The organism is Mesorhizobium sp. M0678, from assembly GCF_040320505.1.
In the GTDB taxonomy this organism is placed as follows: domain Bacteria; phylum Pseudomonadota; class Alphaproteobacteria; order Rhizobiales; family Rhizobiaceae; genus Mesorhizobium.
The window spans coordinates 69,554-91,142 of record NZ_JAMYPT010000006.1 but is presented as its reverse complement, the minus strand read 5'-3'; the positions used below and the strand labels follow the sequence as shown (position 1 = coordinate 91,142).

At 63.3% G+C, this 21,589-nt stretch carries 22 protein-coding genes and 1 pseudogene; 9 read left to right on the top strand and 14 right to left on the bottom strand.

Features of this window, described 5'->3' with window-relative positions; genetic code table 11:
• Positions 1-79: 79 nt before the first annotated feature.
• Positions 80-1,363, bottom strand: coding sequence for an MFS transporter (locus NKI29_RS13325; RefSeq protein WP_352754686.1), 1,284 nt, complete (start codon positions 1,361-1,363; stop codon positions 80-82).
• 82 nt (positions 1,364-1,445) lie between these two features.
• Here NKI29_RS13325 and NKI29_RS13320 point away from each other — a divergent pair, with 82 nt between their 5' ends.
• Positions 1,446-2,051, top strand: a complete 606-nt coding sequence (locus NKI29_RS13320) for a TetR/AcrR family transcriptional regulator (protein ID WP_352594383.1) — start codon at positions 1,446-1,448, stop codon at positions 2,049-2,051.
• Positions 2,052-2,149: 98 nt separating this feature from the next.
• Positions 2,150-2,740, top strand: coding sequence for a hypothetical protein (locus NKI29_RS13315; protein WP_352796442.1), 591 nt, complete (start codon positions 2,150-2,152; stop codon positions 2,738-2,740).
• Positions 2,741-2,757: 17 nt separating this feature from the next.
• On the opposite strand, the gene ppa is transcribed toward NKI29_RS13315, so the two are convergent.
• The 6 genes from ppa to NKI29_RS13285 all read right to left on the bottom strand — a co-directional run bounded on the left by ppa (position 2,758) and on the right by NKI29_RS13285 (position 7,226).
• A complete protein-coding gene (ppa, locus tag NKI29_RS13310; RefSeq protein WP_352451245.1) occupies positions 2,758-3,288 on the bottom strand; it encodes an inorganic diphosphatase in 531 nt (176 codons plus the stop codon).
• A gap of 115 nt (positions 3,289-3,403) precedes the next feature.
• The gene (locus NKI29_RS13305; protein WP_352594385.1) at positions 3,404-3,910 is read right to left on the bottom strand and encodes a GNAT family N-acetyltransferase; all 507 of its coding nucleotides are present in this window, start codon (positions 3,908-3,910) and stop codon (positions 3,404-3,406) included.
• Positions 3,911-4,027: 117 nt separating this feature from the next.
• A complete protein-coding gene (locus NKI29_RS13300) occupies positions 4,028-4,666 on the bottom strand; it encodes a TPM domain-containing protein (RefSeq protein WP_352796439.1) in 639 nt (212 codons plus the stop codon).
• 10 nt (positions 4,667-4,676) lie between these two features.
• Positions 4,677-5,519 carry a TPM domain-containing protein gene (locus tag NKI29_RS13295; RefSeq protein WP_352636960.1) on the bottom strand — a complete coding sequence of 281 codons (843 nt, stop codon included), beginning with the start codon at positions 5,517-5,519 and terminating at the stop codon, positions 4,677-4,679.
• Between the two features lie 52 nt (positions 5,520-5,571).
• Positions 5,572-6,414, bottom strand: coding sequence for a TPM domain-containing protein (locus NKI29_RS13290; protein ID WP_352796436.1), 843 nt, complete (start codon positions 6,412-6,414; stop codon positions 5,572-5,574).
• Positions 6,415-6,581: 167 nt separating this feature from the next.
• Positions 6,582-7,226, bottom strand: a complete 645-nt coding sequence (locus NKI29_RS13285) for a LemA family protein (protein WP_352470713.1) — start codon at positions 7,224-7,226, stop codon at positions 6,582-6,584.
• Positions 7,227-7,387: 161 nt separating this feature from the next.
• On the opposite strand from NKI29_RS13285, the gene NKI29_RS13280 reads away from it, so the two are divergent.
• The 3 genes from NKI29_RS13280 to NKI29_RS13270 all read left to right on the top strand — a co-directional run bounded on the left by NKI29_RS13280 (position 7,388) and on the right by NKI29_RS13270 (position 9,362).
• A complete protein-coding gene (locus tag NKI29_RS13280; RefSeq protein ID WP_352796433.1) occupies positions 7,388-7,639 on the top strand; it encodes a hypothetical protein in 252 nt (83 codons plus the stop codon).
• 8 nt (positions 7,640-7,647) lie between these two features.
• The gene (gene pdxY / locus NKI29_RS13275) at positions 7,648-8,532 is read left to right on the top strand and encodes a pyridoxal kinase PdxY (RefSeq protein WP_352574585.1); all 885 of its coding nucleotides are present in this window, start codon (positions 7,648-7,650) and stop codon (positions 8,530-8,532) included.
• Positions 8,533-8,594: 62 nt separating this feature from the next.
• Positions 8,595-9,362, top strand: coding sequence for a DUF429 domain-containing protein (locus NKI29_RS13270; protein ID WP_352574925.1), 768 nt, complete (start codon positions 8,595-8,597; stop codon positions 9,360-9,362).
• A gap of 11 nt (positions 9,363-9,373) precedes the next feature.
• On the opposite strand, the gene NKI29_RS13265 is transcribed toward NKI29_RS13270, so the two are convergent.
• Positions 9,374-10,576 carry an aromatic ring-hydroxylating oxygenase subunit alpha gene (locus NKI29_RS13265; RefSeq protein WP_352594103.1) on the bottom strand — a complete coding sequence of 401 codons (1,203 nt, stop codon included), beginning with the start codon at positions 10,574-10,576 and terminating at the stop codon, positions 9,374-9,376.
• Positions 10,577-10,605: 29 nt separating this feature from the next.
• The gene (locus NKI29_RS13260; protein WP_352796431.1) at positions 10,606-11,019 is read right to left on the bottom strand and encodes a hypothetical protein; all 414 of its coding nucleotides are present in this window, start codon (positions 11,017-11,019) and stop codon (positions 10,606-10,608) included.
• Here NKI29_RS13260 and NKI29_RS13255 point away from each other — a divergent pair.
• Positions 10,997-11,401, top strand: coding sequence for a hypothetical protein (locus tag NKI29_RS13255; RefSeq protein ID WP_023678146.1), 405 nt, complete (start codon positions 10,997-10,999; stop codon positions 11,399-11,401). The two genes, NKI29_RS13260 and NKI29_RS13255, sit on opposite strands and share 23 nt — an antisense overlap.
• A gap of 90 nt (positions 11,402-11,491) precedes the next feature.
• Here NKI29_RS13255 and NKI29_RS13250 read toward each other — a convergent pair whose 3' ends face one another.
• Complete coding sequence (locus NKI29_RS13250; RefSeq protein WP_352796429.1) at positions 11,492-13,579, bottom strand: PAS domain S-box protein; 2,088 nt, start codon at positions 13,577-13,579, stop codon at positions 11,492-11,494.
• A gap of 46 nt (positions 13,580-13,625) precedes the next feature.
• A complete protein-coding gene (locus NKI29_RS13245) occupies positions 13,626-14,405 on the bottom strand; it encodes a response regulator (protein ID WP_198023578.1) in 780 nt (259 codons plus the stop codon).
• 46 nt (positions 14,406-14,451) lie between these two features.
• Here NKI29_RS13245 and NKI29_RS13240 point away from each other — a divergent pair, with 46 nt between their 5' ends.
• On the top strand, positions 14,452-15,138 hold the full coding sequence (locus NKI29_RS13240; RefSeq protein WP_352569491.1) for a winged helix-turn-helix domain-containing protein: 687 nt from the start codon (positions 14,452-14,454) through the stop codon (positions 15,136-15,138).
• Positions 15,139-15,214: 76 nt separating this feature from the next.
• Here the strand turns inward: NKI29_RS13240 and NKI29_RS13235 are convergent, their stop codons facing one another.
• Entirely contained in the window at positions 15,215-15,382 is a 168-nt protein-coding gene (locus NKI29_RS13235) for a hypothetical protein (RefSeq protein ID WP_023721318.1), read from the bottom strand.
• A 601-nt stretch (positions 15,383-15,983) separates the two neighbouring features.
• Between NKI29_RS13235 and NKI29_RS13230 the strand changes: the two are divergent.
• Positions 15,984-16,447: pseudogene (locus NKI29_RS13230) on the top strand (L,D-transpeptidase).
• A gap of 43 nt (positions 16,448-16,490) precedes the next feature.
• Here the strand turns inward: NKI29_RS13230 and NKI29_RS13225 are convergent.
• Both NKI29_RS13225 and NKI29_RS13220 read right to left on the bottom strand, forming a co-directional pair.
• Positions 16,491-19,577, bottom strand: a complete 3,087-nt coding sequence (locus NKI29_RS13225; protein ID WP_352569488.1) for an efflux RND transporter permease subunit — start codon at positions 19,575-19,577, stop codon at positions 16,491-16,493.
• The gene (locus NKI29_RS13220; RefSeq protein ID WP_502896692.1) at positions 19,574-20,851 is read right to left on the bottom strand and encodes an efflux RND transporter periplasmic adaptor subunit; all 1,278 of its coding nucleotides are present in this window, start codon (positions 20,849-20,851) and stop codon (positions 19,574-19,576) included. The genes NKI29_RS13225 and NKI29_RS13220 overlap by 4 nt, the downstream gene beginning before the upstream one ends.
• A gap of 149 nt (positions 20,852-21,000) precedes the next feature.
• Between NKI29_RS13220 and NKI29_RS13215 the strand changes: the two genes are divergently transcribed.
• The gene (locus NKI29_RS13215) at positions 21,001-21,537 is read left to right on the top strand and encodes a TetR/AcrR family transcriptional regulator (protein WP_352796427.1); all 537 of its coding nucleotides are present in this window, start codon (positions 21,001-21,003) and stop codon (positions 21,535-21,537) included.
• Positions 21,538-21,589: the final 52 nt, after the last annotated feature.

Below are 21,589 nucleotides of genomic sequence, written 5' to 3'. Positions count from 1 at the left end.
CCCAGTCGGACCGACCCCCTCTGGCCGCGTCGCGGCCATCTCCCCCTCAAGGGGGGAGATTAGCACGGCCGATTGCGCCCTACGCCGCCTGCGGTTCCGGATCAAACGCCGGGCGGCTGGTGTTGATCAGCAGCGAGATGCAGGCGGCGGCTATTGCCGTCATGCCGGCGATCAGGAAGGCAAGCTGATAGTTGCCCTGAAGCTCACGCATGGTGCCACCGAAGGCAGCGGCGGTTGCCGCACCCACCTGATGGCCGGCGACGATCCAGCCGAAGACGATCGGCCCGCTGCGGTCGCCGAACGCCTCGTTGGAAAGCCTGAGCGTCGGCGGCACCGTCGCGATCCAGTCCAGTCCGTAAAACACGGCGAAGATGATCAGGCTGGTCGCCGAGAAGCCGGAATAGGGCAAATAGATCAGCGACAGGCCGCGAATACCGTAATAGACGCCGAGCAGCTTGCGCGGGTCGAAACGGTCGGTGAGCCAGCCCGACAGCGTTGTGCCGATAAGATCGAAGATGCCCATCATCGAGAGCAGGCCTGCAGCCTGCACTTCGCCGATGCCCATATCGCCGCAAAAGGCGATCAGGTGCGTGCCAACCAACCCGTTGGTGGTGAAGCCGCAAACGAAGAAGGTGGCGAACAGATACCAAAAGACGCGCGTGCCGGCGGCGCGGCGCAGCGTGCTCATCGTATGCGCGAGGAAATTGCCTTGCGCGGCAGGTGGTGACGGGGGCACGTCGTCGAGCTCGGCGCCATAGCGCACCATGCCGATGGAGGCCGGCCGCTCCGGCACCAGCAGCCAGACCAGCGGCAGCAGGCAGGCGGTGGCAACCGAGACCGCGATGACAATCGGCCTCCAGCCGCCCGACTGGGCGAGCGAGGCGAGCAGCGGCAGGAAGACCAGCAGCCCGGTGGCACTGGACGCCGACATCAGTCCCATCACCAGGCCGCGATTGGTCTTGAACCAGCGGTTGACGATGGTCGCGCCGAGCACGGTGGCGACGGCGCCCGAGCTGACGCCGGAAAACACGCCCCAGGTGAGGAGCAGATGCCACGGTTTGGTCATCAACAGGCTGAGCGCGGTCGATCCCGACATCAACAGCAGCGCGGCAAGCAAGGTGCGGCGCAGCCCGATCCGCTCCATCAGCGCCGCGGCAAACGGCCCGGTCAGGCCGTAGAGGAAGATGCCGGTGGCCGCCGCCAGCGACACCACGTCGCGCCGCCAGCCGAAACTGTTCTCCAGCGGCAGCATCATGACTGCCGGCGCCGAACGCAGGCCCGCTGCGATCAGCAGGCAGAGGAAGATGACGGCGACCACGACGAAAGCGTAGCGCTGGCCAAACGGGCGGGATTGAGCTATCATGTTACTGACCGGTACGTTGCAGGAGCGCGAAACATACGTACCGACCGGTAACATTGTCAACCAGCTAACCGGCAGACCAGGCATGAAAAGCATTGAACCAACGATCAAGGCGAATGACGCACCGCCGCCTCGCGCCGCCGAACGGATTCTCCAGGTCGCGCGCGACCTGTTCTACCGGCAAGGCATCAGGGCGATCGGCGTCGACGAGATCGTGCGGCGTGCCGGCGTCACCAAGCCCAGCCTCTACCGCAGCTTTCCGTCCAAGGACGAGCTGGCCGCATCCTACCTCCGGCACTATGACCTCGAATTCTGGGAGCGTTTCGACGAGGCGGTGGATGCCCATCCCGGCGATCCGCGCGCGCAGATCGTCGCTTTCCTGACGCGTGTCGGCAAGCGCACGCAAAAGCCCGACTATCGCGGCTGCGGCATGACCAATGCCGCGGTCGAATATCCCGAACCTGGCCATCCGGCCCGCGTCGTGAGCGAGGCCAACAAGCAGGAATTGCGCCGGCGCTTGCGTGCCATGGCGGCGGCGATGGGCGCCGGCGACGCCGAGACGCTGGGCGACGGGCTGCTGCTGCTGATCGAGGGCGCCTATATCAGCGGCCAGCTGTTCGGTGCCGGCGGACCGGCGCAGTCGGTGGCCCGCAACGCCGATCTTCTGATAGAGGCAAGTTTGAAGAGATAGTGTTCCGTTTTACCAGACCACTGTGCGCAGCCTGACTTCCTCTAGGCTGCTGCTAAATTTGACGGTACGCTGCGCCCCCCGAACTGAGTTGTTCCGCCATGCGCGCTCTCTTGATCCCGCTTGCCCTCGCCGGTTTCTGCCAGGCGGCCCGGGCCGGCGACATATCCAGCGTCTATACCGATCTCGATTGGGAGAAGGACTGCGTCACCTATGCCCACGCGGAAGAAGGCGACGGGGACTGGGCCGATCTCGCCTGTTCGGGCTACCGCGGTTACCCGGTGCTGGTTTCCTACGACGATGCGCGGGAATCGCTGTTCTACGGCTTTCCACCTGGCGATATGACCACGGTCTGGGAAAGCTTTTCCGGCCTCAATTCGGCTGGACCCAAAGTCGAATGGCGGATCGAAACCAACGGCAAAACTGCCATTCCCTTCGCCGTCATTCATCGTCGCTCGATCAGCGATACCGAGGGCGAGAACAAGTCGACGGAAGTGCTGATCGTCGCCAAGGTTGCCCAGCCTGACGCCCACGAAGGCTGCACGATCGGCCTTGTGCTCGCCACCGGCAATCCCGCCGCCAACGATCAGGCGCGCAAGCTTGCCGACGAGAAGGCACGCACCTTCGCCTGCGGCAAGGACAAGCGTGAGGTGCTTGGCGACGCGCCCGCTTTCGGCCGCGTCGACAACTGATTATTTGCGCCCGACAATTACTTGCGCCTGGCCCGCTCGATTGCCTCGACGATCATCTTCTTGGCATAGGCCGCATCGTACCAGCCTTCGATCTTGACCCATTTGCCGGGTTCGAGATCCTTGTAGTGCTCGAAAAAGTGCTGCACTTGCTGGCGGGTGATGTCGGGCAATTGCGTGTATTCGTGGACGTCCTCGTAACGCAAGGTCAGCTTGGGCGAAGGCACCGCGATCACCTTCTCGTCCTGGCCCGCATTGTCCTCCATCACCAGCACGCCGATCGGCCGCACATTGATGACGCAGCCTGGCACCAGCGCGCGCGTGTTGCAGACTAGCACGTCGATCGGGTCGCCGTCGCCCGACAGCGTGTGCGGTACGAAACCGTAATTGCCGGGATAGCGCATCGAAGTGTGAAGGAAGCGGTCGACGAACAGGGTGCCGGCTTCCTTGTCCATCTCGTACTTGATCGGCTCGCCGCCGATCGGCACCTCGATAATGACGTTGACGTCCTCGGGCGGGTTCTTTCCGCTGGCAATCGCTTCGATACGCATCGCTTTATCCCTCTCTCGATTGGAGATCGATAGCGGGCGACGGCGAATGGTGCAATGCGGCGAATGGTACGGGAGATCGTCCGAACCGAAAAACGGCCGGATCATGCGCTGGCCGTCATTCCCAGACGAAAGCGACCTTCTTCAGCGCCTTCTGCTCGAATATCTCGACGCCTTCGGCAACATCGCGGCCACCGGCGCCGGCATAGAAGGCAAGTGCGTTCTGATTGTCTTCCAGCGCCCAGACCACCATGCCTTTCAGGCCATGGTCGGCCAGCCGTGCCCGCGCGGCCGAGAACAGCTGGCTGCCGAGCCCGATGCCTTGATATTCCGGCCGCAGGTAAAGTTCGTAGATCTCGCCCTGCTGCCTGAGTTCGCGGGCGCGGTTCTTGCCGATCGTCGCATAGCCGGCAATTTTGCCGCCGATTTCGACGACCAGGACGGTGGCAGCGCGGCGAATGGCATTCGCCCACCAGTCGGCGCCGCGGCGGTTGATCATCGATGTCAGCGTGCGGTGCGGGATGATGCCCGAATAGGCGCCGCGCCAGGCCTCGAGATGCACGTCGGCGATGGCGGCTGCATCGCGCGGTTCGGCTTTCCTGATGTCGATGCTCAGCGTATTCATGATTGGTTAACCATAAACCCGCCGCGCCCGATTGCAAGAGTCCGGTCAACCGCCGCGATGCTTTCACACAGCCGGACGGTGCGTCCTTGAGACGCTGCGAAACCGCCTTTGGCGAGATCAAATCTCGACCAGAGGGTCGTCCAGTTCGTTGCTGTCGCCGGTCGAGACCGGAAAATGCTCGGCCAGTACCGCACCGACTGCTTGGATCGCCTTGACGAACCCCTCGGCAAGCCGATCGTCGCCGGCATGCGCCGTAAGGTCGCGGACGACACCGTCCCAGACATGCTGGCCGACACAAGAATCGATCCCGCTGTCGGCGACCACCTCGGCGTAGCGCTCGGCAATCGAGACGAACACCAGCACGCCAGTGCGCGCCGTGGTGCGGTGGACGTTGCGGGCGAGGAACTGCTTCATCGCATTGGCGTGGGCGGCCTGGTAGCGCAGCCGCCTCGGCACCAAATGGATGCGCAATGCCGGCAATGCCCACAACAGGATGAGCACACTGGCAAGCGCCAGAAGCTCGGCGATGACGAAATGCGGCAAGCGGATCGACAGCCACCAGGCTTCCAGCCCATAACCGACGGCGAGGCTGACGACGAGCATGCCGAGCATCGCCATGAAAGCGGCCGGAAAGAAATAGCCGTCGCTGGCATGCGCCACGACGCAGTAGATCTCGCCGTCGGTCTTTGATTCGGCAGCGCGGATCGCATCGGCGATGCGCTCATGATCCTCGGGGCTGATCGGTCGTGTTGCCATGATTGATGTCTCACCAGCTTCCTGAAGAACCGCCGCCGCCGGACGAACCGCCGCCGCCTGAAAACCCGCCGCCGGAACTTCCGGACGACCAACTGCTGCCGGAACTTCCAGACGACCAGCCACTGCCGGACGAGGTCCCCGACGTCCAGCCACCGCCACCGGAGGATGACGAAGCTGGCCCACGGCCGTAGCGAAACGTCATGCCCAGCCACTTGTACACGCCCGGCGACAGTTTCGTGCCGAAGATCGGCGGCAGGAACGCCATTGCCAAGCCGCCGAAGAACATCGTCGCCCACAGGACAATGAACAGCATGAAGATGGGATCGACAGGATTGTCATTCGCCGGATTGCGCTTGCCGCGCGCCTCCAGTTCTTCGGGATTGCCTTCCAGCACCATGATCATGTCGTCGACGGCCTTGCTGATGCCGCCGGAGAAATCGCCGGCACGGAAGGCCGGCACCATGTCGTTTTCGATGATCAGCTTGGTGTGCAGGTCGGTCAGCGTGCCTTCCAGCCCATAGCCGACCTCGATGCGCATCTTGCGGTCGTTCGGCGCCACCAGAAGCAGGACGCCGTTGTTCTCCTTCGCCTGGCCGAGTTTCCAGGCGCGGAACAGCCGGTTGGCGTAAGGCTCGATCTCCTCGCCGTCGAGGCTGGGGATGGTCGCGACGACGATCTGGTCGGACCCTTTCGTCTCGAACTCGGCAAGCTTCTGCGTCAGCGCCGCCTCGGTCGCGGCATCGATGATGCCGGCATTGTCGACGACCCGTCCGGTCAGCGCCGGCAGTGCGGCGGCGAAGGCCGCGAAGCCGACCAGCAGCACCGCCATGGCCAACAGCGCGGTGCCGATCATTTTGATGAAACGGCCGGATTCCACCGGGCTGATGGCGTGTCTTGTCATCTCGTCACCAACTTCCCGAGGAGCCGCCGCCGCCGGACGAACCGCCGCCGCCGGAAAACCCGCCACCGCTTGAACCCGACGACCATCCCCCGCCGGAACCTCCCGACCAGCCGCCGGACGACCGCCGGTTTGGCTCGAAGGTCATGCCCAGCCAGCGATAGCGGCCGGGACCGATCTTCTGGCCGAAGATCGGCGGCAGGATGGAGGCTGCGAGGCCGCCGAAAAAGATGATTGCCCAGATGGCTATGAAGATCGTGAAGAACAGATCGTCGCTGTTGAACGGCGGCTGCTGGTTGCGTTCGCCGCGCGCCTCCAGTTCTTCGGGATTGCCTTCCAGCACCATGATCATGTCGTCGACGGCCTTGCTGATACCACCGGAGAAATCGCCGGCACGGAAGGCCGGCACCATGTCGTTTTCGATGATCAGCTTGGTGTGCAGGTCGGTCAGCGTGCCTTCCAGCCCATAGCCGACCTCGATGCGCATCTTGCGGTCGTTCGGCGCCACCAGAAGCAGGACGCCGTTGTTCTCCTTCGCCTGGCCGAGTCTCCAGGCGCGGAACAGCCGGTTGGCGTAAGGCTCGATCTCCTCGCCGTCGAGGCTGGGGATGGTCGCGACGACGATCTGGTCGGACCCTTTGGTCTCGAACTCGGCAAGCTTCTGCGTCAGCGCCGCCTCGGTCGCGGCATCGATGATGCCGGCATTGTCGACGACCCGTCCGGTCAGCGCCGGCAGTGCGGCGGCGAAGGCGATGAGAGGGAGGAGGAGAAGGCTTTGGAAGACGAGCAGGAAGGCCAGGCTGGCGTTCTGTCGCGCCCCCCTCTGTCCTGCCGGACATCTCCCCCTCAAGGGGGGAGATCGGCTGTCACGGCTGTTTTCGCCAATCTCCAACGTTGCAGGATGGGCGGTGAGGCCAAAGCTGCCAATCTCCCCCCTTGAGGGGGAGATGCCCGGTAGGGCAGAGGGGGGCGCTACGGAGTGCAAGGCCAATAGGGACCACGCTCACCGGCTGTTCTTCACCCGCCTTGCGTGGTGTTGGTGCCGAAATCGACCTTCGGCGGCTGCATCTTATCCTCCTCGATGGTGAAATTCGCAAACGGCTGGTTGCCGCGGAACCACAAGGTCGCCCAGATCACCGACGGGAAGGTCCTCAGCGTCAGATTGTACTCTCTCACTGCCTGGATATAGTCGCGGCGGGCGACCGTGATCCGGTTCTCGGTGCCTTCGAGTTGTGCTTGCAGCGCCAGAAAGTTCTGATTGGCCTTGAGATCGGGATAGTTCTCCACCACCGCCAGCAGGCGCGACAGCGCGCTGGTCAGGCCGGCCTGGCTGTCCTGGAATTTCTTGAAGGCTTCCGGATTGTTCAGCGTTTCCGGCGTCACGGTCACCTGCGTCGCCTTGGCGCGCGCTTCGACCACGGCATCGAGCGTGTCCTTCTCGTGCGCGGCGTAGCCCTTGACCGTGTTGACAAGATTGGGGATGAGATCGGCGCGGCGCTGGTATTGATTCAACACCTCGCTCCATGCGGCCTTGGCGTTTTCCTCAGCCGTCGGAATGGTGTTGTAGCCGCAGCCGGCAAGCAGCGGCAGCATGACGGCCATGACCAGGAACGCAGCTAAATTACGAAAGATTGGCGGCGAAGAAAGGCGCTGGGCAAGCATGATAAGTCCCCTCGATAGCATTGGCAGGCGAAGCATTAGCACAATCCTTGCGTAAGAAAATGACTTCGGCCGAGAAGTGTTACTGGTTTCTGCCATTCGCCGTCGGGCCCTGTGACAGACGAGGCGAACGGGTTAAGCTCGGCATAAAACGGGACATCACCATGGCGAAACGCCACGACAGCGACGCGGAATCGCGCCGCATCATCGAACGGGTGGCGCGCGAGACCGACCCGGGCGGCACCTCGTTCCTCGCGCGAACAACCAGAGGTGCGCGCGACCACGTCACCGCGGCCGATGCCGACCGGTCGGACCCGATCGAATATTGGGGCACCCGCATCGGTCGGGCAGCGGGCTTGCTTATTGCCATCGGCCTGTTGATCTGGCTCGTGCTTTTCGTCACCAGGGGCAGTTAGGAAAATCAATGAGTGCCGAAAAAACCGAGGCGCCGCGCGCGGTCATCGTCGTCTCCAGCCATGTCGCCCGTGGCTCGGTCGGCAACCGTGCCGCTGTCTTTGCGCTGGAGACGCTCGGCTTTCCGGTTTGGGCGGTGCCGACCGTCATCCTGCCCTGGCATCCGGGCCATGGCCGGGCCACCCGCATCGTGCCGCCGCTGGACCAGTTCAAGGCGCTGATGGCCGACCTCGAGCGCGCGCCGTGGCTGGGCGAGGTCGGCGCCGTGCTGTCCGGCTATCTCGGCGAGGCTGGCCAGGCCGAAGCCGTCGCTTCGCTGGTCGGCGCAGTGAAGGCGAAGACGCCGGACGCCCTCTATATCTGCGATCCGGTGATGGGCGATTCGGGCGGGCTCTACGTACCTGAGCCGACCTCAATCGCCATGCGCGACCGGCTGATGCCGATCGCCGATATCGCCACGCCCAACCGCTACGAGCTGGAATGGATGGCCGGAGCGCCGCTGCCAGACCTGAAATCGGCAATGGCTGCAGCCCTGCAGGCCGGCCCACCGGCCATGTTGGTCACTTCGGCGCCGGCGATGATGGCCGGCGGCACCGGCAATTTGCTGCTCACAGGCAGGGAGGCGCTGCTTGCCGAACACCGGCTCATCGACAAGCCGCCGAATGGGCTCGGCGACCTGACGGCGGCCGTCTACCTGGCGCGGATCCTGTCCGGCCAGCCGGCCGCCAAGGCGCTGCAATCGACCACGGCGGCGGTCTACGAGATCCTGGCGCGGACCGCCAAGCGCGGCGGCGACGAGTTGCAGCTCGAGACCGATGCCCAGAGCCTGTCGCACCCGATGGCGATGGTGCAGCTTCGCCATCTCCTGCATCCGGAACGGGACCGCCGGGCGTGACGCAGGCCGAAGACGCCGTGCCCCAGGATGGTGCGCCCAAGGATGTTGCGCCCGACGATGTTATGCCCTGGGGTGTTGTGCTTGTCGGCGTCGACGGTTGCAAGGCCGGCTGGATAGCCGTCCGCCGCGATCCCGGTGCGGCACCGTCGACAGCCGTTTTCCCAAGCTTCGCGGCGTTGCTCGACCGACTGCCCGCCGACTCGTTGGTAGCGGTCGATATGCCAATCGGCCTGCCCGATTTCTCCCAAAGAGGCGGTCGCGGCCCGGAGGCGCTGGTGCGGCCGCTGCTTGGGGCCCGGCAGTCCAGTGTCTTTGCCATCCCCTCCCGCGCCGCGCTCTACGCGGAGATCGAAGCCTTCACCACGGTCGACGCCTGGTACGCCGCACATCGCAAGGCAAGTGAGGTAGCCAAGACGACCTCAGATCCGCCGCGCGGTGTCTCGATCCAGGCCTTCGGCATCTTCGCCAAGATCCGTGAGGTCGATTCGCTGCTGATCGCGCGCCCCGAACTACGCAGCCGCGTGTTCGAATCGCATCCGGAAGTTGCCTTCTGCAAACTGAACGGCGACCGGGCGATGCGCCTGCCAAAGAAGATCAGGGGCAACATCAATCCGGCCGGCATGGCCGAACGCAAGGCGCTGCTTGCCCGGCATGGTTATAGCCAGGATTTTCTCGACCACGCGCCGCCGCGCGGCGCGGCCGCCGACGATTTCCTCGATGCCGCTGCGATGATGCTGGTTGCCGGACGCATCGTCAAAGGCGAGGCAATGCCGTTTCCGGATCCGCCGCTCGCCGATCGTTTCGGCATTCCCGTCGCCATTTGGGCCTGAGGACCAGGGCGTCAGGAGCGTGATCTGAGCGCCTCGTTGAGTGCCCACATATCCTTCTCCTCGGGCGCGGTCTCCAATCCGAGCACGGGAACTTGCTTGCGCAAATGGTCGTGGTGGGTGCGCACGCCATATTCGAGATCGGAGAGGTAAAAACCTCCGAAGGCTTCGGACAGCATGGATTCGTTGGACCATATCGAAAGCTGTACGTCCTCGGCCAACGTGTCGCGGTCGATGCGGTAGGATAGGTAGCGGGCTGCCGCCTGTCGCCTGGTCTCGTCGCTATAGCGGTAGATGGCGCCGCGCAGCAGCGTCTCACCCGTCGACAGCGGAAATTCCTGATAGAACTGCACCGATTCCGGCATGATCGACAGCGCGTTGTTCGGGAAGATGCCGTAGTAGATCCAGGCCTTGCGCAGGTGTTCCGGCAGGTGCTTCGCCTCGGGTGCGAGCTTGATGTATTGCGCGACGCTCCAGCGCCGTCCGGCATACGGATTGTAGGTGGCGAACGAGCGCGACACGCCGTTGACGAACGGCTCGTCGAAATAGGTCGCACCGTAAAGGTCCTGCAGCGCCGGATGCGCCATGGCGACGTGGTAGCCTTCATTGTCGACATCGCGCACCGACTTCCAGTTGACCGGCGTCTTTTGGGTCCAGATGCCCCAGGACGGCACCATCTCGGCGACGCCGTAATGGGCAATCTCGGCTTCGATCGGCTTCAACAGCTCGGCCACCGATGGCTGCGGCCCACCCTTGCGGAAACGGATGAAGATGAAGCCCATCCAGATTTCGAGCTCGAGCGGCATCAGGCCGAATTCGGTCTTGTCGAGGTCGGGGAAGGAACGGGGGCGGGCAGCACCGCGCAGCGTGCCGTCGAGATTGTAGACCCAGCCATGAAAGGGGCAGACCAGCGCATTCTTGCAAGTGCCCTGGCTGTCGGCAACGACGCGACTGCCGCGGTGGCGGCACATATTGTTGAAGGCGCGCACAACGCCATCCTTGCCGCGCACGATCAGCGCCCGCTCGCCGACCACATCCATCGTCAGATAGTCGCCGGCGTTCGGCACGTCGCAGACATGGCCGGCGATCTGCCAATGGTTGCGGAAGACGTGCTCTTTCTCGAGTTCGAGCAAGGCGTCGGAATGATAGCTCCAGCCAGGCAGCCCCCGCCGATCCCAATCGTTGGGGATTGCCACGTCACGCAGATGCGGGTTCATAAAAGGCTCTTTATTTATTGAATGCTCGTTCAATAAAAGCATATTTTCCGTTGAAATGCAATGGCTTGGGAAAATGGGGCGAATTCTTTACGGGAAATCGAGCGGGATTCGAGAGCCCAGTCCGAATGATCGAAGCCGGGAAAATCCCGGGAATTCCAGACGTTAATCCCCTTACACGTGTTGAGCGCCCGACGCTCTGTGGGCCTGGAAAAGCGACGTGGATCTGGTGCCGTGGGTAGCGGAAAACGAGCACAGAATGCCACCGGTGCTGTCAGGTACGCCGGATCGGTTTGCCCAGGAATGGCCGCCGGCTTGGTTTCATGCCGGTTACACAATCGATAATCCATCATCGTTGGCCGGTTACAAGGTGCGATTAAGTTCGTTTCAACAGGGAAAAGAAGAAGACCGAAGGAAACGACGATGCGTACGAAAATCCAGATCACCGATACCGACCTTCGCCAGCAGGGTCCCCAGCGTAACGACCGGCGCCCGAAGCTGGCGCTGCGCCAGCGCGCCAGTGATCATCCGATGGCGATGTTCATGCTGCTGGCGGCTGCCGCATTTGCCGGCATGGCGTTGACGCCGACCGTCGGTCCGGCCTTCGCCTCACTGAACCCGCCGGCCAACCTCATCGATGGCGCGACAACCACCACCAAGACGGCGCGCCTGCCGATGCCGGAGATCGATTTTGCCTGCAAGGGGCAGGCCTGGGGCGCCGAGAGCCTGGATTGCCTGCGCGTCATCGCTGCCCAGTCGGGCAAGGCACGACCGGTCCGCATGATCGCCAATGCCGCCCCGCTGGCTGATACGCCGAACGTTTTTTGATTTTTTTGCGAGCGCCCTCCAGCACTCCAGTCAGGCTCCCGCCGCAATGTCGGCCGGGAGCCTTTTTCTTCCGGGGCGAGATCGCGGAGTCTAGCCGCCCAGAGCGGCCTGCTCGGCAATGGCCGAGAGCACGCCGCGCACATCCAGCGTGCTGAACGGTTTTTCGAGGATCGGCGGTCGCTGCTGCGCCGGCAGCGCTTCGATCTCGCCTTTCGCGCCGATCAGATCGCCGGTGACAAGCACGAAGCGCCGCGCCAGACCCGGCATTTCGGCGAGTAGCTCGCGATAGGCGGCTATGCCGCTGGTGCCGGGCATGCGCAAATCGGAAAACACGATGTCCGGCGGCACATGGCCGCTCAGCGTCGCGGCGGCCGAGACCCAGGCCGGCACGACCCGCGACTTGATGCCCATCAGCTCCAGAATATCGGACAGCGACGCGGCGACATCCGGCTCATCGTCTATGATCAGCGCGTGACGCAAGCCGCTCGACCGCGACGGAGCTTCGCCGGCGGCGGCCGCGCCGGCAGCGATCGCCGGCAGCTGCACGACAAAACGCACACCTCTCGGCGAAACCTCCTCGAACCAGATATTGCCATTGTGCCGCTCGATGATCGATTTCGAGATCGACAGGCCGATGCCGGTACCGACACCGACCGGCTTGGTGGTGAAATAGGATTCGAATATGCGTGAGCGTATCGCTTCCGGCACGCCTGGCCCGTTGTCCTCGACCGAGAATCCGGGATTGCCGCGGTCACTGCGAAACGTCCGGACCTTGATCCGGCGGTCGCCGGCAACGCCGGCCAAGGAGTGCTGGCTGTTGATGAGGAAGTTGGCGGCCACCTGCGTCACGTGGTCGGCATCGGCCATGGCCAGCAGCGGGCCGCTGGCGAAATCGGTGTCGATGATGATGCCGCTCGACCGTGCACCATAGGCGGTCACTTCGAGTGCGGCGCGGATCACCTGGTTGAGGTCGGTTTCGGCTTGTGCGGCCGGGTGCAGGCGGACCATCGACAGGAAGCTCTTGACGATACGGCCGCAGCGCTCGGCAGCGGCGCGCACCTTTTCGGCGCGCACCTTGGTCTGGGGATCGGCGGCGAATTCGTGCAGCAGCGTCGACTGGGCGACAACCACGGCCAGCGGATTGTTGAGCTCGTGCGAAACGCCGGCAAGCAGCGAGCCCATTGCCGCCATCTTCTCGTTCTGGTGCAGTTTTTCGCGCTGGCGGTTGATTTCCTCCTCGGCCCGCAACTTGTCGCGCAGGTCGCGGATGGAGCCGAAGATCAGCTGGCGATCGGCGACCCGCATCTCGGTTGCCGTCAGCTCGATCGGAAAAACCTCGCCGGCGGCATTCTGGGTGACCGTTTCAAGCCGTTGGCCGACCATCGGCGCGCCGCGGCCCGACATGTATTCGGCACCCGACGCATAGCCCTTGCGGTAATATTCCGGCACGACCGTATCGAGCAGGTCCTTGCCGAGGATATCGCTGCGCCGATAGCCGAACATCTTCTCGGCGGCCGGATTGAATTCGATGATCGAGCCGGTCTCGTCGATGACGATGATGGCGTCGAGAGAGGCCTGCAGCATGGTGCGGCGAATGACGTCGCTGGCATGCGCGTCGGAGGGCGACCGTTCGATGGCATCGCCGATGGCGAGTGCCACCATGTGCAGCGCCGCCTCTTCCTGGTCGGTCCATTCGCGTTCGTGGATGCAGTCGTTGACCGCCAGCGTGCCCCACAAATTGCCGTGCGAAAACACCGACACCGACAGGAACGACTTGATGTTCTGCTTTTCGAAATCCGTCCGCAGAAAGCCTTCGAGATCGCGTGTGTGCCCGGCGAAGATCTTGCCTTGACGCTCGTCCTCCGCCAGCCGTTCCAGCAATGGGTCCGAATCGACGACCGACTGCATGATGACGGTCGGTGACGCCAGTTCGCCGCCAAACCGGGGAGCGATCCAATAAGCGGCGACCGACTGGGCGAAGCCCTGGCCGGGCAGTTCGCGCAGGCGAAACAGGATGCCGCGGTGACAATCCATGGCTTCGCAAAGCGTCTGGAGAATACCCTCCATTTCGCGTTGCCAGTCGCCGGCTTCGCGCAACCGGCGAACCACATGCACGGCCGCCATCGCCGCGCCCTGCCTGGCGCCCTGCATGTCCGCGCGTGTTGTTTCAGCCGTCATGGTCAGCCGTCATTTCCTGGCCGTGGCTTGCTCAAGCCGCCGGGCCTTAGTTGTTTTCCCCGACTGGCAGCGAGAAGATATAGCCTTCGCCGCGCACCGTGCGCAGGAATTTCGGATTGGCCGGATCCGCCTCGATCTTCTTTCTCAGCCGCATGATGCGGATGTCGACGGCGCGGGACGACTCCGGGTCCTCGACGAAACCGATCGCCTCGGAGATCGCCGCCCGCGTCAACAGCCGGTTGGCGCGCGTCAGGAACACCTCCAGCACGTCGAACTCGCTCTTGGCCATGTCGATGACCGCGCCGTTGGCGCCGGTGACGAGCCTGCCGTCGAGATCGGCGTGAAAGGGTCCGAAGCTCACGGACCGGCGGCCGCCGGATGTTTCAGCCTTGGCCTTTTGTGGCTCGGTCGGCTCCGGAACGCGGCGCAGCACGCTGCGCACCCTGGCCAGCACTTCGCGCAATTCGTAAGGCTTGACGATGTAGTCGTCAGCGCCGAGCTCCAGTCCGACGATGCGGTCCAGCGCGGTACCGGCCGCCGTCGCATAGATGATGCCGATCGGCATTTTCGACCGCATCCAGCGGCCGAGCGACAGGCCGTCCTCGCCCGGCATGGCGATGTCGAGAATGGCCAGATGGAAGGACTGGGTTTCCAAAAGGTCGCGCGCCGCCGCCGCACTTTCGGCCGTGGCCACATCATAGCCGCTGGCGCCGAGATACTCGGCGACCGCATCCCTCAGGTCGGGCTCGTCCTCGACAATGACAATTCGTGCCCGCACGATGCTTTCGCTCCCGCTTTCAGCGGAAAGTAGATTGGGTATAAACATGATGTCCAGCACTCTTCTTGGGTTGCCGTATGCGGGGTAGAAAAACATGGCTGCACGATCCGTTATCGCGCTTGTTTCCGTCGCTGAAGTAGTTGCGACCGATCTCGCCGATCATCTCGAGCGGCGCGGTCATGACGTCCGCGCGGCGCGACAGCCGTGGGAGGCCGAATCGCTGCTTTCGGAAAAGGGTATCGATGTCGTGGTTGTCGGCGACAGCGTCAGCCAGGCGGAGGGGCGCGACCTGCTCAGGCGACACGGCGGCGAAGGTGGACCGGATTTCATCCTGATCTGCCGCCCGGCCGATCTGGTCGACAAGGTTCTGGCGCTCGAACTCGGCGCCGCCGACGTCGTCGAAAGCCCGCTCAATGTCAGGGAGCTTGCCGCTCGCGTCGGCGGCCTTCTGGCTCGGCGCGGCAGGAGCGCCGGGGAACTGATCGTGCTGGAGAACGCGACCGTCGATCTCCGATCGGCCATCGTCATGCACCGCTCGGGCACGGAAGAACAGCTGTCCCCCGGGCAGGTGGCGCTGCTCAGGCTGTTCCTGGCCAGCCCGCGCAAGGTGCTGACGCGGGACGACATCATCGCCGCCGCGCCCGCCGAAAATGCCGAAGCCTTCGATCGGTCGATCGATTCGCGCATCGTGCGGCTGCGCCGCAAGCTCGATACCGAAACCATCACCACCATACGGGGTGCGGGCTACCGGTTCGATCCGCCCACGCAATTCGCCGATTGAAGGCAGGACGGCCACCCTTTTGTCTTGAGCATCGGATTTTCCCAAAACCGGTTTCCACTTTGGGGTCCGATGCTCTTCAGCGCACCACGAGAAGCGACGGGCCGGACGGCATGTCACTGTTCGTGCTGACCTCGCCGGCATGGGCACGTTCCTTCAGCAGCACGGTGGCGAGGCCGGCAATGCCGAGCAGCCCCTGCACGTAGAGCAGGGCGGAAAGCACGGAAGCGGCGAATTTCGTTTTCATCCTGTTCGTTCCTCAAAATTGGAATTTACGGGCACTTCAGGGGAACCCCCGAAGCGCCCGCGCCGCCAGCGGAGCCCCCCGTTGCGGCGCGGGCCTTCGGTCCTCTCGGCTGCAAGTTGCCGGAGGCGCCGCGCATCCTCAACGGCCCTAAGCCGCCCCCGCCAGAGGGGGCTTGAGCCGGTCGACGCGCAGGCTGGAAACTGTCCAGACCAATCCAGACCGTAGCGAAAACAGTGTTGGCTTCCGATCGTTCGTTGACCGCTGTTTTCGTTAGGTCAACTTTGCCTGTTCGCTGTATCCGGATCATGCCGCCGAGGCTGCGCTTTGTTGCAGCTCGGTTTCGGAGTCAGGTGAATTCCTATCAAACGAAAGGCAATCGCGTATTCGCGCCGCGGTTTGGCCGATCCGCCTAGGCAAACACGCCACCGTCATGACGACGTCGTGCAACTGCAAGCTGCTTTGCACGGACCTTTTCTGTTAACCAGGGGAAACAGAATCGAAACACAAACGAGCACGTAGCGAAATCGACTTGAAACATGACGCCCCGATAAGCCGGTCATCGAATTGAGCCGGCCCCGACCGGCAGAATAGGGGAGACATCATGTACACTGCCATTTCCGCCAAGCTCATCAACATCGCCGCCGCCCTCATCACCGGTACTGCCTTGCTTGTCAGTGCCGGCAACGGCGCAGCCCACGCCGCCGCCAACAAGATCGTCGCGCGTGTGTCGCTATCGCAGCAGACCATGGAAATCCTGGTCGACGGCCGGCCGACATTCGCCTGGAAGGTCTCGACCGGCGACAGGACGCACGTCACGCCGACCGGTTCGTTCAAGCCGACCCGCATGCATGAAATTTGGTATTCGAAGAAATACGACAACGCCCCGATGCCGCATTCGGTGTTCTTCAGCGGCGGCTACGCCGTACTGCGACAAGCGCCATCAAGCGCCTCGGCCAGCCAGCCTCGCATGGCTGCGTGCGTCTGCATCCGGACAACGCCGCCGATTTCTACCAGCTCGTCGAGGTCTTCGGCCCGGCCAACACCTGCATCGTCATCGTCAAGTGAGCGATGCTTCTCGTCGCTCCCAGGGGCCGGAAATTAGCGCAGTCTAATCCGGCATTACCGGCATCAGCTTCGGATCCGGCTTTTCGGCGTGATGCGGCAGGTCCTTGCTGGCGATAAAGGTGTAGAACATCGGCACCACGAACAGCGTGAACATGGTTCCGACCAGGATGCCGGTGAAGATCACCAAGCCCATCGAATAGCGTGCCGCCGCACCGGCGCCGCTGGAGATGATCAGCGGCACCACGCCGAGCGCCATCGCCGCCGTCGTCATCAGGATCGGCCGTAGCCGCACCTTGGCCGAGGCGATGATCGCATCACGCCGCCGCATGCCGTGCATTTCACGCTGCTGGTTGGCGAACTCGACCAGAAGGATGCCGTGCTTGGTGATCAGGCCGATCAGCGTGATCAAGCCGACCTGGGTGTAGATGTTGAGCGTGCCGAGCCCAATATTAAGCGGCACGATCGCGCCGAAGATCGACAGCGGCACCGCCATCATGATGATCAGCGGATCGCGGAAACTTTCGAATTGCGCCGCCAGCACCAGATAGATGACGAGCACCGCCGCCGCGAAGGCGATGATGATCGTGTAGCCCTGTTCCTTCTCCTGCCGCGATTGACCGGTATAGTCGATGAAGAAGGTGTCGGGCAGGCTTTGCTTGGCAATGTCCTCGATCGCCTGTAGCCCATCCCCGGTGGTGATGCCGGGCCGCGGCAAGGCAGAGATCGTCGCCGAGTTGAGCTGGTTGAACTGCTCGATGGCGGCCGGCGACGCGTTGGTCGAGATCTTCACCACCGCCGAGAGCGGCACCATCTCGCCCGATACGCTGCGCACGAAATACTCGCCCAGTTTTTCGGGATTGTCGCGGAATTGCTGCGGCACCTGCGGAATGATGTCGTAGCTATTGGATTCGCGGTCGAATTGCGCCACTTCGGCGCCACCGACCAGGAGCGTCAGCGTCCGGCCGATGTCGGCTATCGGCAGGTTGAGCGCGGCGGCGCGATCGCGGTCAATCGTCACTGTCACTTGCGGCGCGTCGAAGGTCATCGAATTCTGCACGACGATGAAGCGGCCGGAGGCCTGCGCCTTGTTCTTGATGTCTTCGGCCGCCTCGTACACCTGCGAGGCGTCGCCGGTCGAGCGCACGACCATCGTTATCGGCAGGCCGCCGCCGGAGCCGGGCAGCGTCGGCGGCGCGAAGACGAAAGCTTCGACGCCCGCCACCTTGCTCAGGCGGGCCGTAATGTCTTGCTGGATTTCCTTCGAGTTGCGCGTGCGGTCAGCCCAGTCCTTGAACGCAAAGCCGACGAAAGCGCTGTTCGTCTGGCCACCACCGAAGGCGACCGCGGAGAACTGTGCCCGCGTCTCAGGCAGATCCTTGACCAGGCCGAGTATCTGATTGACGTAGGTTTCGGTATAGTCCGACGTCGCGTACCGCGGCGCGGTCACCAGCGAAAGCAGGAAACCCTGGTCCTCTTCCGGCGCCAGTTCGCTCGCGGTCTTGGTGAACATGAAACCGGTCGTGGCGACCAGCGCGAGGACGATCATCAGCGTCACCGGGCGATAGTTCAACGAACCGGTGACGAGCCGCTCATAGATGTGTTCGACGCGCCCGAACGTATTGTCGACAATGCGCTGGAAGCGGCTGTGCGAGCCGGACCTCAGGATACGTGCCGACATCATCGGTGTGATGGTGAGGGCGACGACACCCGAAAGCACCACCGAGCCGGCAAGCGTCACCGCGAATTCGCGAAATAGTGCGCCTGTCAGGCCGCCGGTGAAGGCCAGCGGCGCGAACACGGCGGCCAATGTTATCGTCATGGCGACGACGGCGGACGAGATCTCGCGCATGCCGTTGAACGCCGCCTGCATCGGCGACAAGCCGTCTTCCTCCATATGGCGGTGGATGTTTTCCACCACCACGATGGCATCGTCGACGACAAGTCCGATCGCCAGCACCATGGCCAGCAACGACAAAAGATTGATCGAATAGCCCACTGAAAACAGCAGGAAACAGACGCCGATCAGCGACAGCGGAATGGTCACGATCGGCATCAGCACCGAGCGGAACGAGCCGAGGAAGAGCAGGATGACGACGATGACGATGGCGACCGCCTCGCCGATGGTCTTGAATACCTCCTCGATCGACGCGCTGATCTGCTCGGTTGAGTCGTAGACGATCTCCATCGTCATGCCGAGCGGCAGCGTCTCCTGAATGGTCGGCACAATCTTGTGGATTGCCGCCGCGGTGGTCAGCGGATTGGCGGCCGGCGTCGGAAAGATAGCGAGAAAGATGCCGGGCTTGCCGTTGAAGCTGACCCTGGTGTCGGTGTTCGCCGCGGCGAGTTCGACGCGGGCCACGTCGCGCAGTCTCACCACATTGCCGTCTTTCGAGCGGAGCGGAAGGGCAGCGAAAGCCTCCGGGGTCTGCAGCGTCGAGCGAACGGTGATCGAGGAAACCACATATTCGTTTTCGGTGTCGCCGGGCGCGGAAAGGAAATTCGATTCGTTGATGGCGGCCAGCACTTCCGCCGCCGTCACGCCGCGCGCCGCCAGTTTGATCGGGTCGATCCAGACCCGCATCGAATATTCGGCTGCGCCGAAGATCTGCACGTCGGCAACACCTTCGACCGTCGAGATACGCGGCCGCACGACGCGCTCGATATATTCGGTGAGCTGTTCCGGCGTCATGTTCGGGTTCTGCATCGAGATGTACATCATCGCGAACTGCTGGCCGGTGCCCTTGACGATCACCGGGTCTTTGGTTTCGTCCGGCAGATCGCCGCGAACGCTCTGCACCTTCGACAAGACTTCGTTCAGCGCGACGTCGGGGTCGGAGCCGAGCTTCATCTGCACCGTTACGGTGCTGGATGACGGCCGGCTCGCCGATGTCACATAATCTATGTTTTCGGTCGACGCGACGGCACGCGCGATCGGCGCGGAAATGAACCCCTGGATCAGGTCGGCGCTGGCGCCGGGATAGGCAGTGGTGATGGTGATGGCCGTTTCTTCAACCTCTGGATACTGCCGGATCGAAAGGTTGAAGATGCCTTGGAAACCCAGAAGCAGGATCATGCAAGCAAGCACGGTCGAAAGGACCGGGCGGCGGATGAAGAGGTCGGAAAAGCTCATTGCTGGGCTGCCTGCTGGTTGCCCGGCTTGCTCGGATCGATCGTGTTGTCGACGGCAACGGACATGCCGTTGGAGAGCCGGTTCTGGCCGGCGGTAACGACTTCGTCGCCGGGCGCGATGCCCTCCAGGATCTCGACCAGGCCGGCGTTGCGGCGGCCTGGCTTGACGAACACCTGGGCGAGCACGAGCTGCGGCTTCTGTTCTTCCGCTGCCGGCTTGGCTTTCTCTGCCGGTTTGGCTGGGGTAGCAGCCGGCTTTTCTTCGGGTTTTGCCGCGGGTGCTTCGGCTGCAGGCTTGGCAGCATCTGCAGCCGGCTTGTCTTCCGGCTTTGCCTCGGGCGCCGTGCCGTTGGCTTCGGCGGATTTGGCCGGGCGCACCACGAAGACGAAGTCGCCGTACAGGCTGGAAGTCAGCGCCGTCTGCGGCAGCGCCAGCACGTCGTTCTCCTCGGGCAGTTCGACGCGCACCTGGACGAACTGACCGGGCGTCAGCTTGCCTTCGGGATTGCCGACCTCCGCCCTCACCGTCACCAGCCGGCTCGTCGGGTCGATCTTCGGATCGATACCGCGGATGCTGCCGGTGAACGGCATGTCGCCGCCGCCGACGCCCAACCGCACCGTCTGTCCGATCTTCAGCTGCGGAAGCTGCTGCTCCGGCACGGTGAAATCGACACGCATCGTGTCCATGTCCTGCAAGGTCACCACGGCGGTGCCGGGTGTGAGATACTGGCCAAGGTCGATTTTCGGAATACCGACGGTACCCTTGAAGGGGGCCGTCAACTGCTTTTGGTCGAGCACCGCTTGCAGCTTGTTTACCTGCGCGGCGGAGACCGATGCTGCTGCCTGCGCCGTGTCGAGCGTAGCGTCGGTGCCGACCCCGCGCTTCTGCAGCTCAAGAGCGCGCATCAGCGTCGTCTGGTCGGAGGTGGCTTGCGCCTTCGATGCCACGAGGTCGGCTCGCTCGACTTCATCGTCGAGCTGCAGCAGCACGGCGTTGGCGGCGACCTTCTGATTGGCATGGAACAGGATGTCCTTGACGATGCCCGCGGTTTCGACCGTCAGGTCGACGCCGCGTACGGCACTGACAGTGCCGATCGCCTCGATGCCGGGCGTCCAGGACATCGGTTTGACGATGACCGTCGACACGGTCGCGGCCGGCGGCTTCATGGTGGCGAAGAACTGTTTGATCGCATTGTCGCGAAACAGGTTGAAGCCGACGATGCCGCCGCACACCAGCACGAGCAGAATGAAGGCGATGATGAAGCGCTTGATCACGAACAGTCCCTCGGCCACGGCCCAGCATAACGGTCGGATGACCGGAACACATACCTGTGACTGGTCCCAATTTCAAATGACGGCGATCTTACTGTACCGTCTGGACGGTCTTGTCAATTCCGCCTAAGCTAATGAATGGGGAACAATTGATGAAGGTCCGCAGAGCAAATTCGCGCGAAAAAATTCTCGCCGCCGCCGCCGCCGTGGCGCGCGAGACGGGTCCTGGCAGCCTGTCGCTGGATGCGGTCGCCAGCCGTGCCGGCGTGTCGAAGGGTGGTCTTCTCTACAATTTCCCGACCAAGGCGAAATTGATGCAGGCGCTGGTAGAGGATTACCTGCGCGCCTTCGAGCAGGCCCTGGAGTCCGCCCGCACGGCCGGCGTCAACGGCGAAAGCCCGCTTGCAACTTATATCAAGCTGTCGGCCGAGCATGCCGAGGAATCGAAACCGTCGGCATCCTGGATATTTTCGGCGATTGCCGAGGATCCTGATTTCCTGACGCCGATAAAATCGTTCAGGCGGCAGCTATTCGAGCGGCTGAAGCAGGAAACGCCGAACCTTAGGGCGCTGCTGGTCTGCTATCTCGCCATCGAAGGGCTTCGCAGCATGAACCTGTTCGGTTCGGACATTCTCTCCGCCGAAGAGCGCCGGCTGCTGATATCGACCCTGCTGGACATCGCGGAATAGTCTACGCCGGCTGGGTTCAGTTGCCTCGCTCGCTTCGATCGCCCGTTTGCGT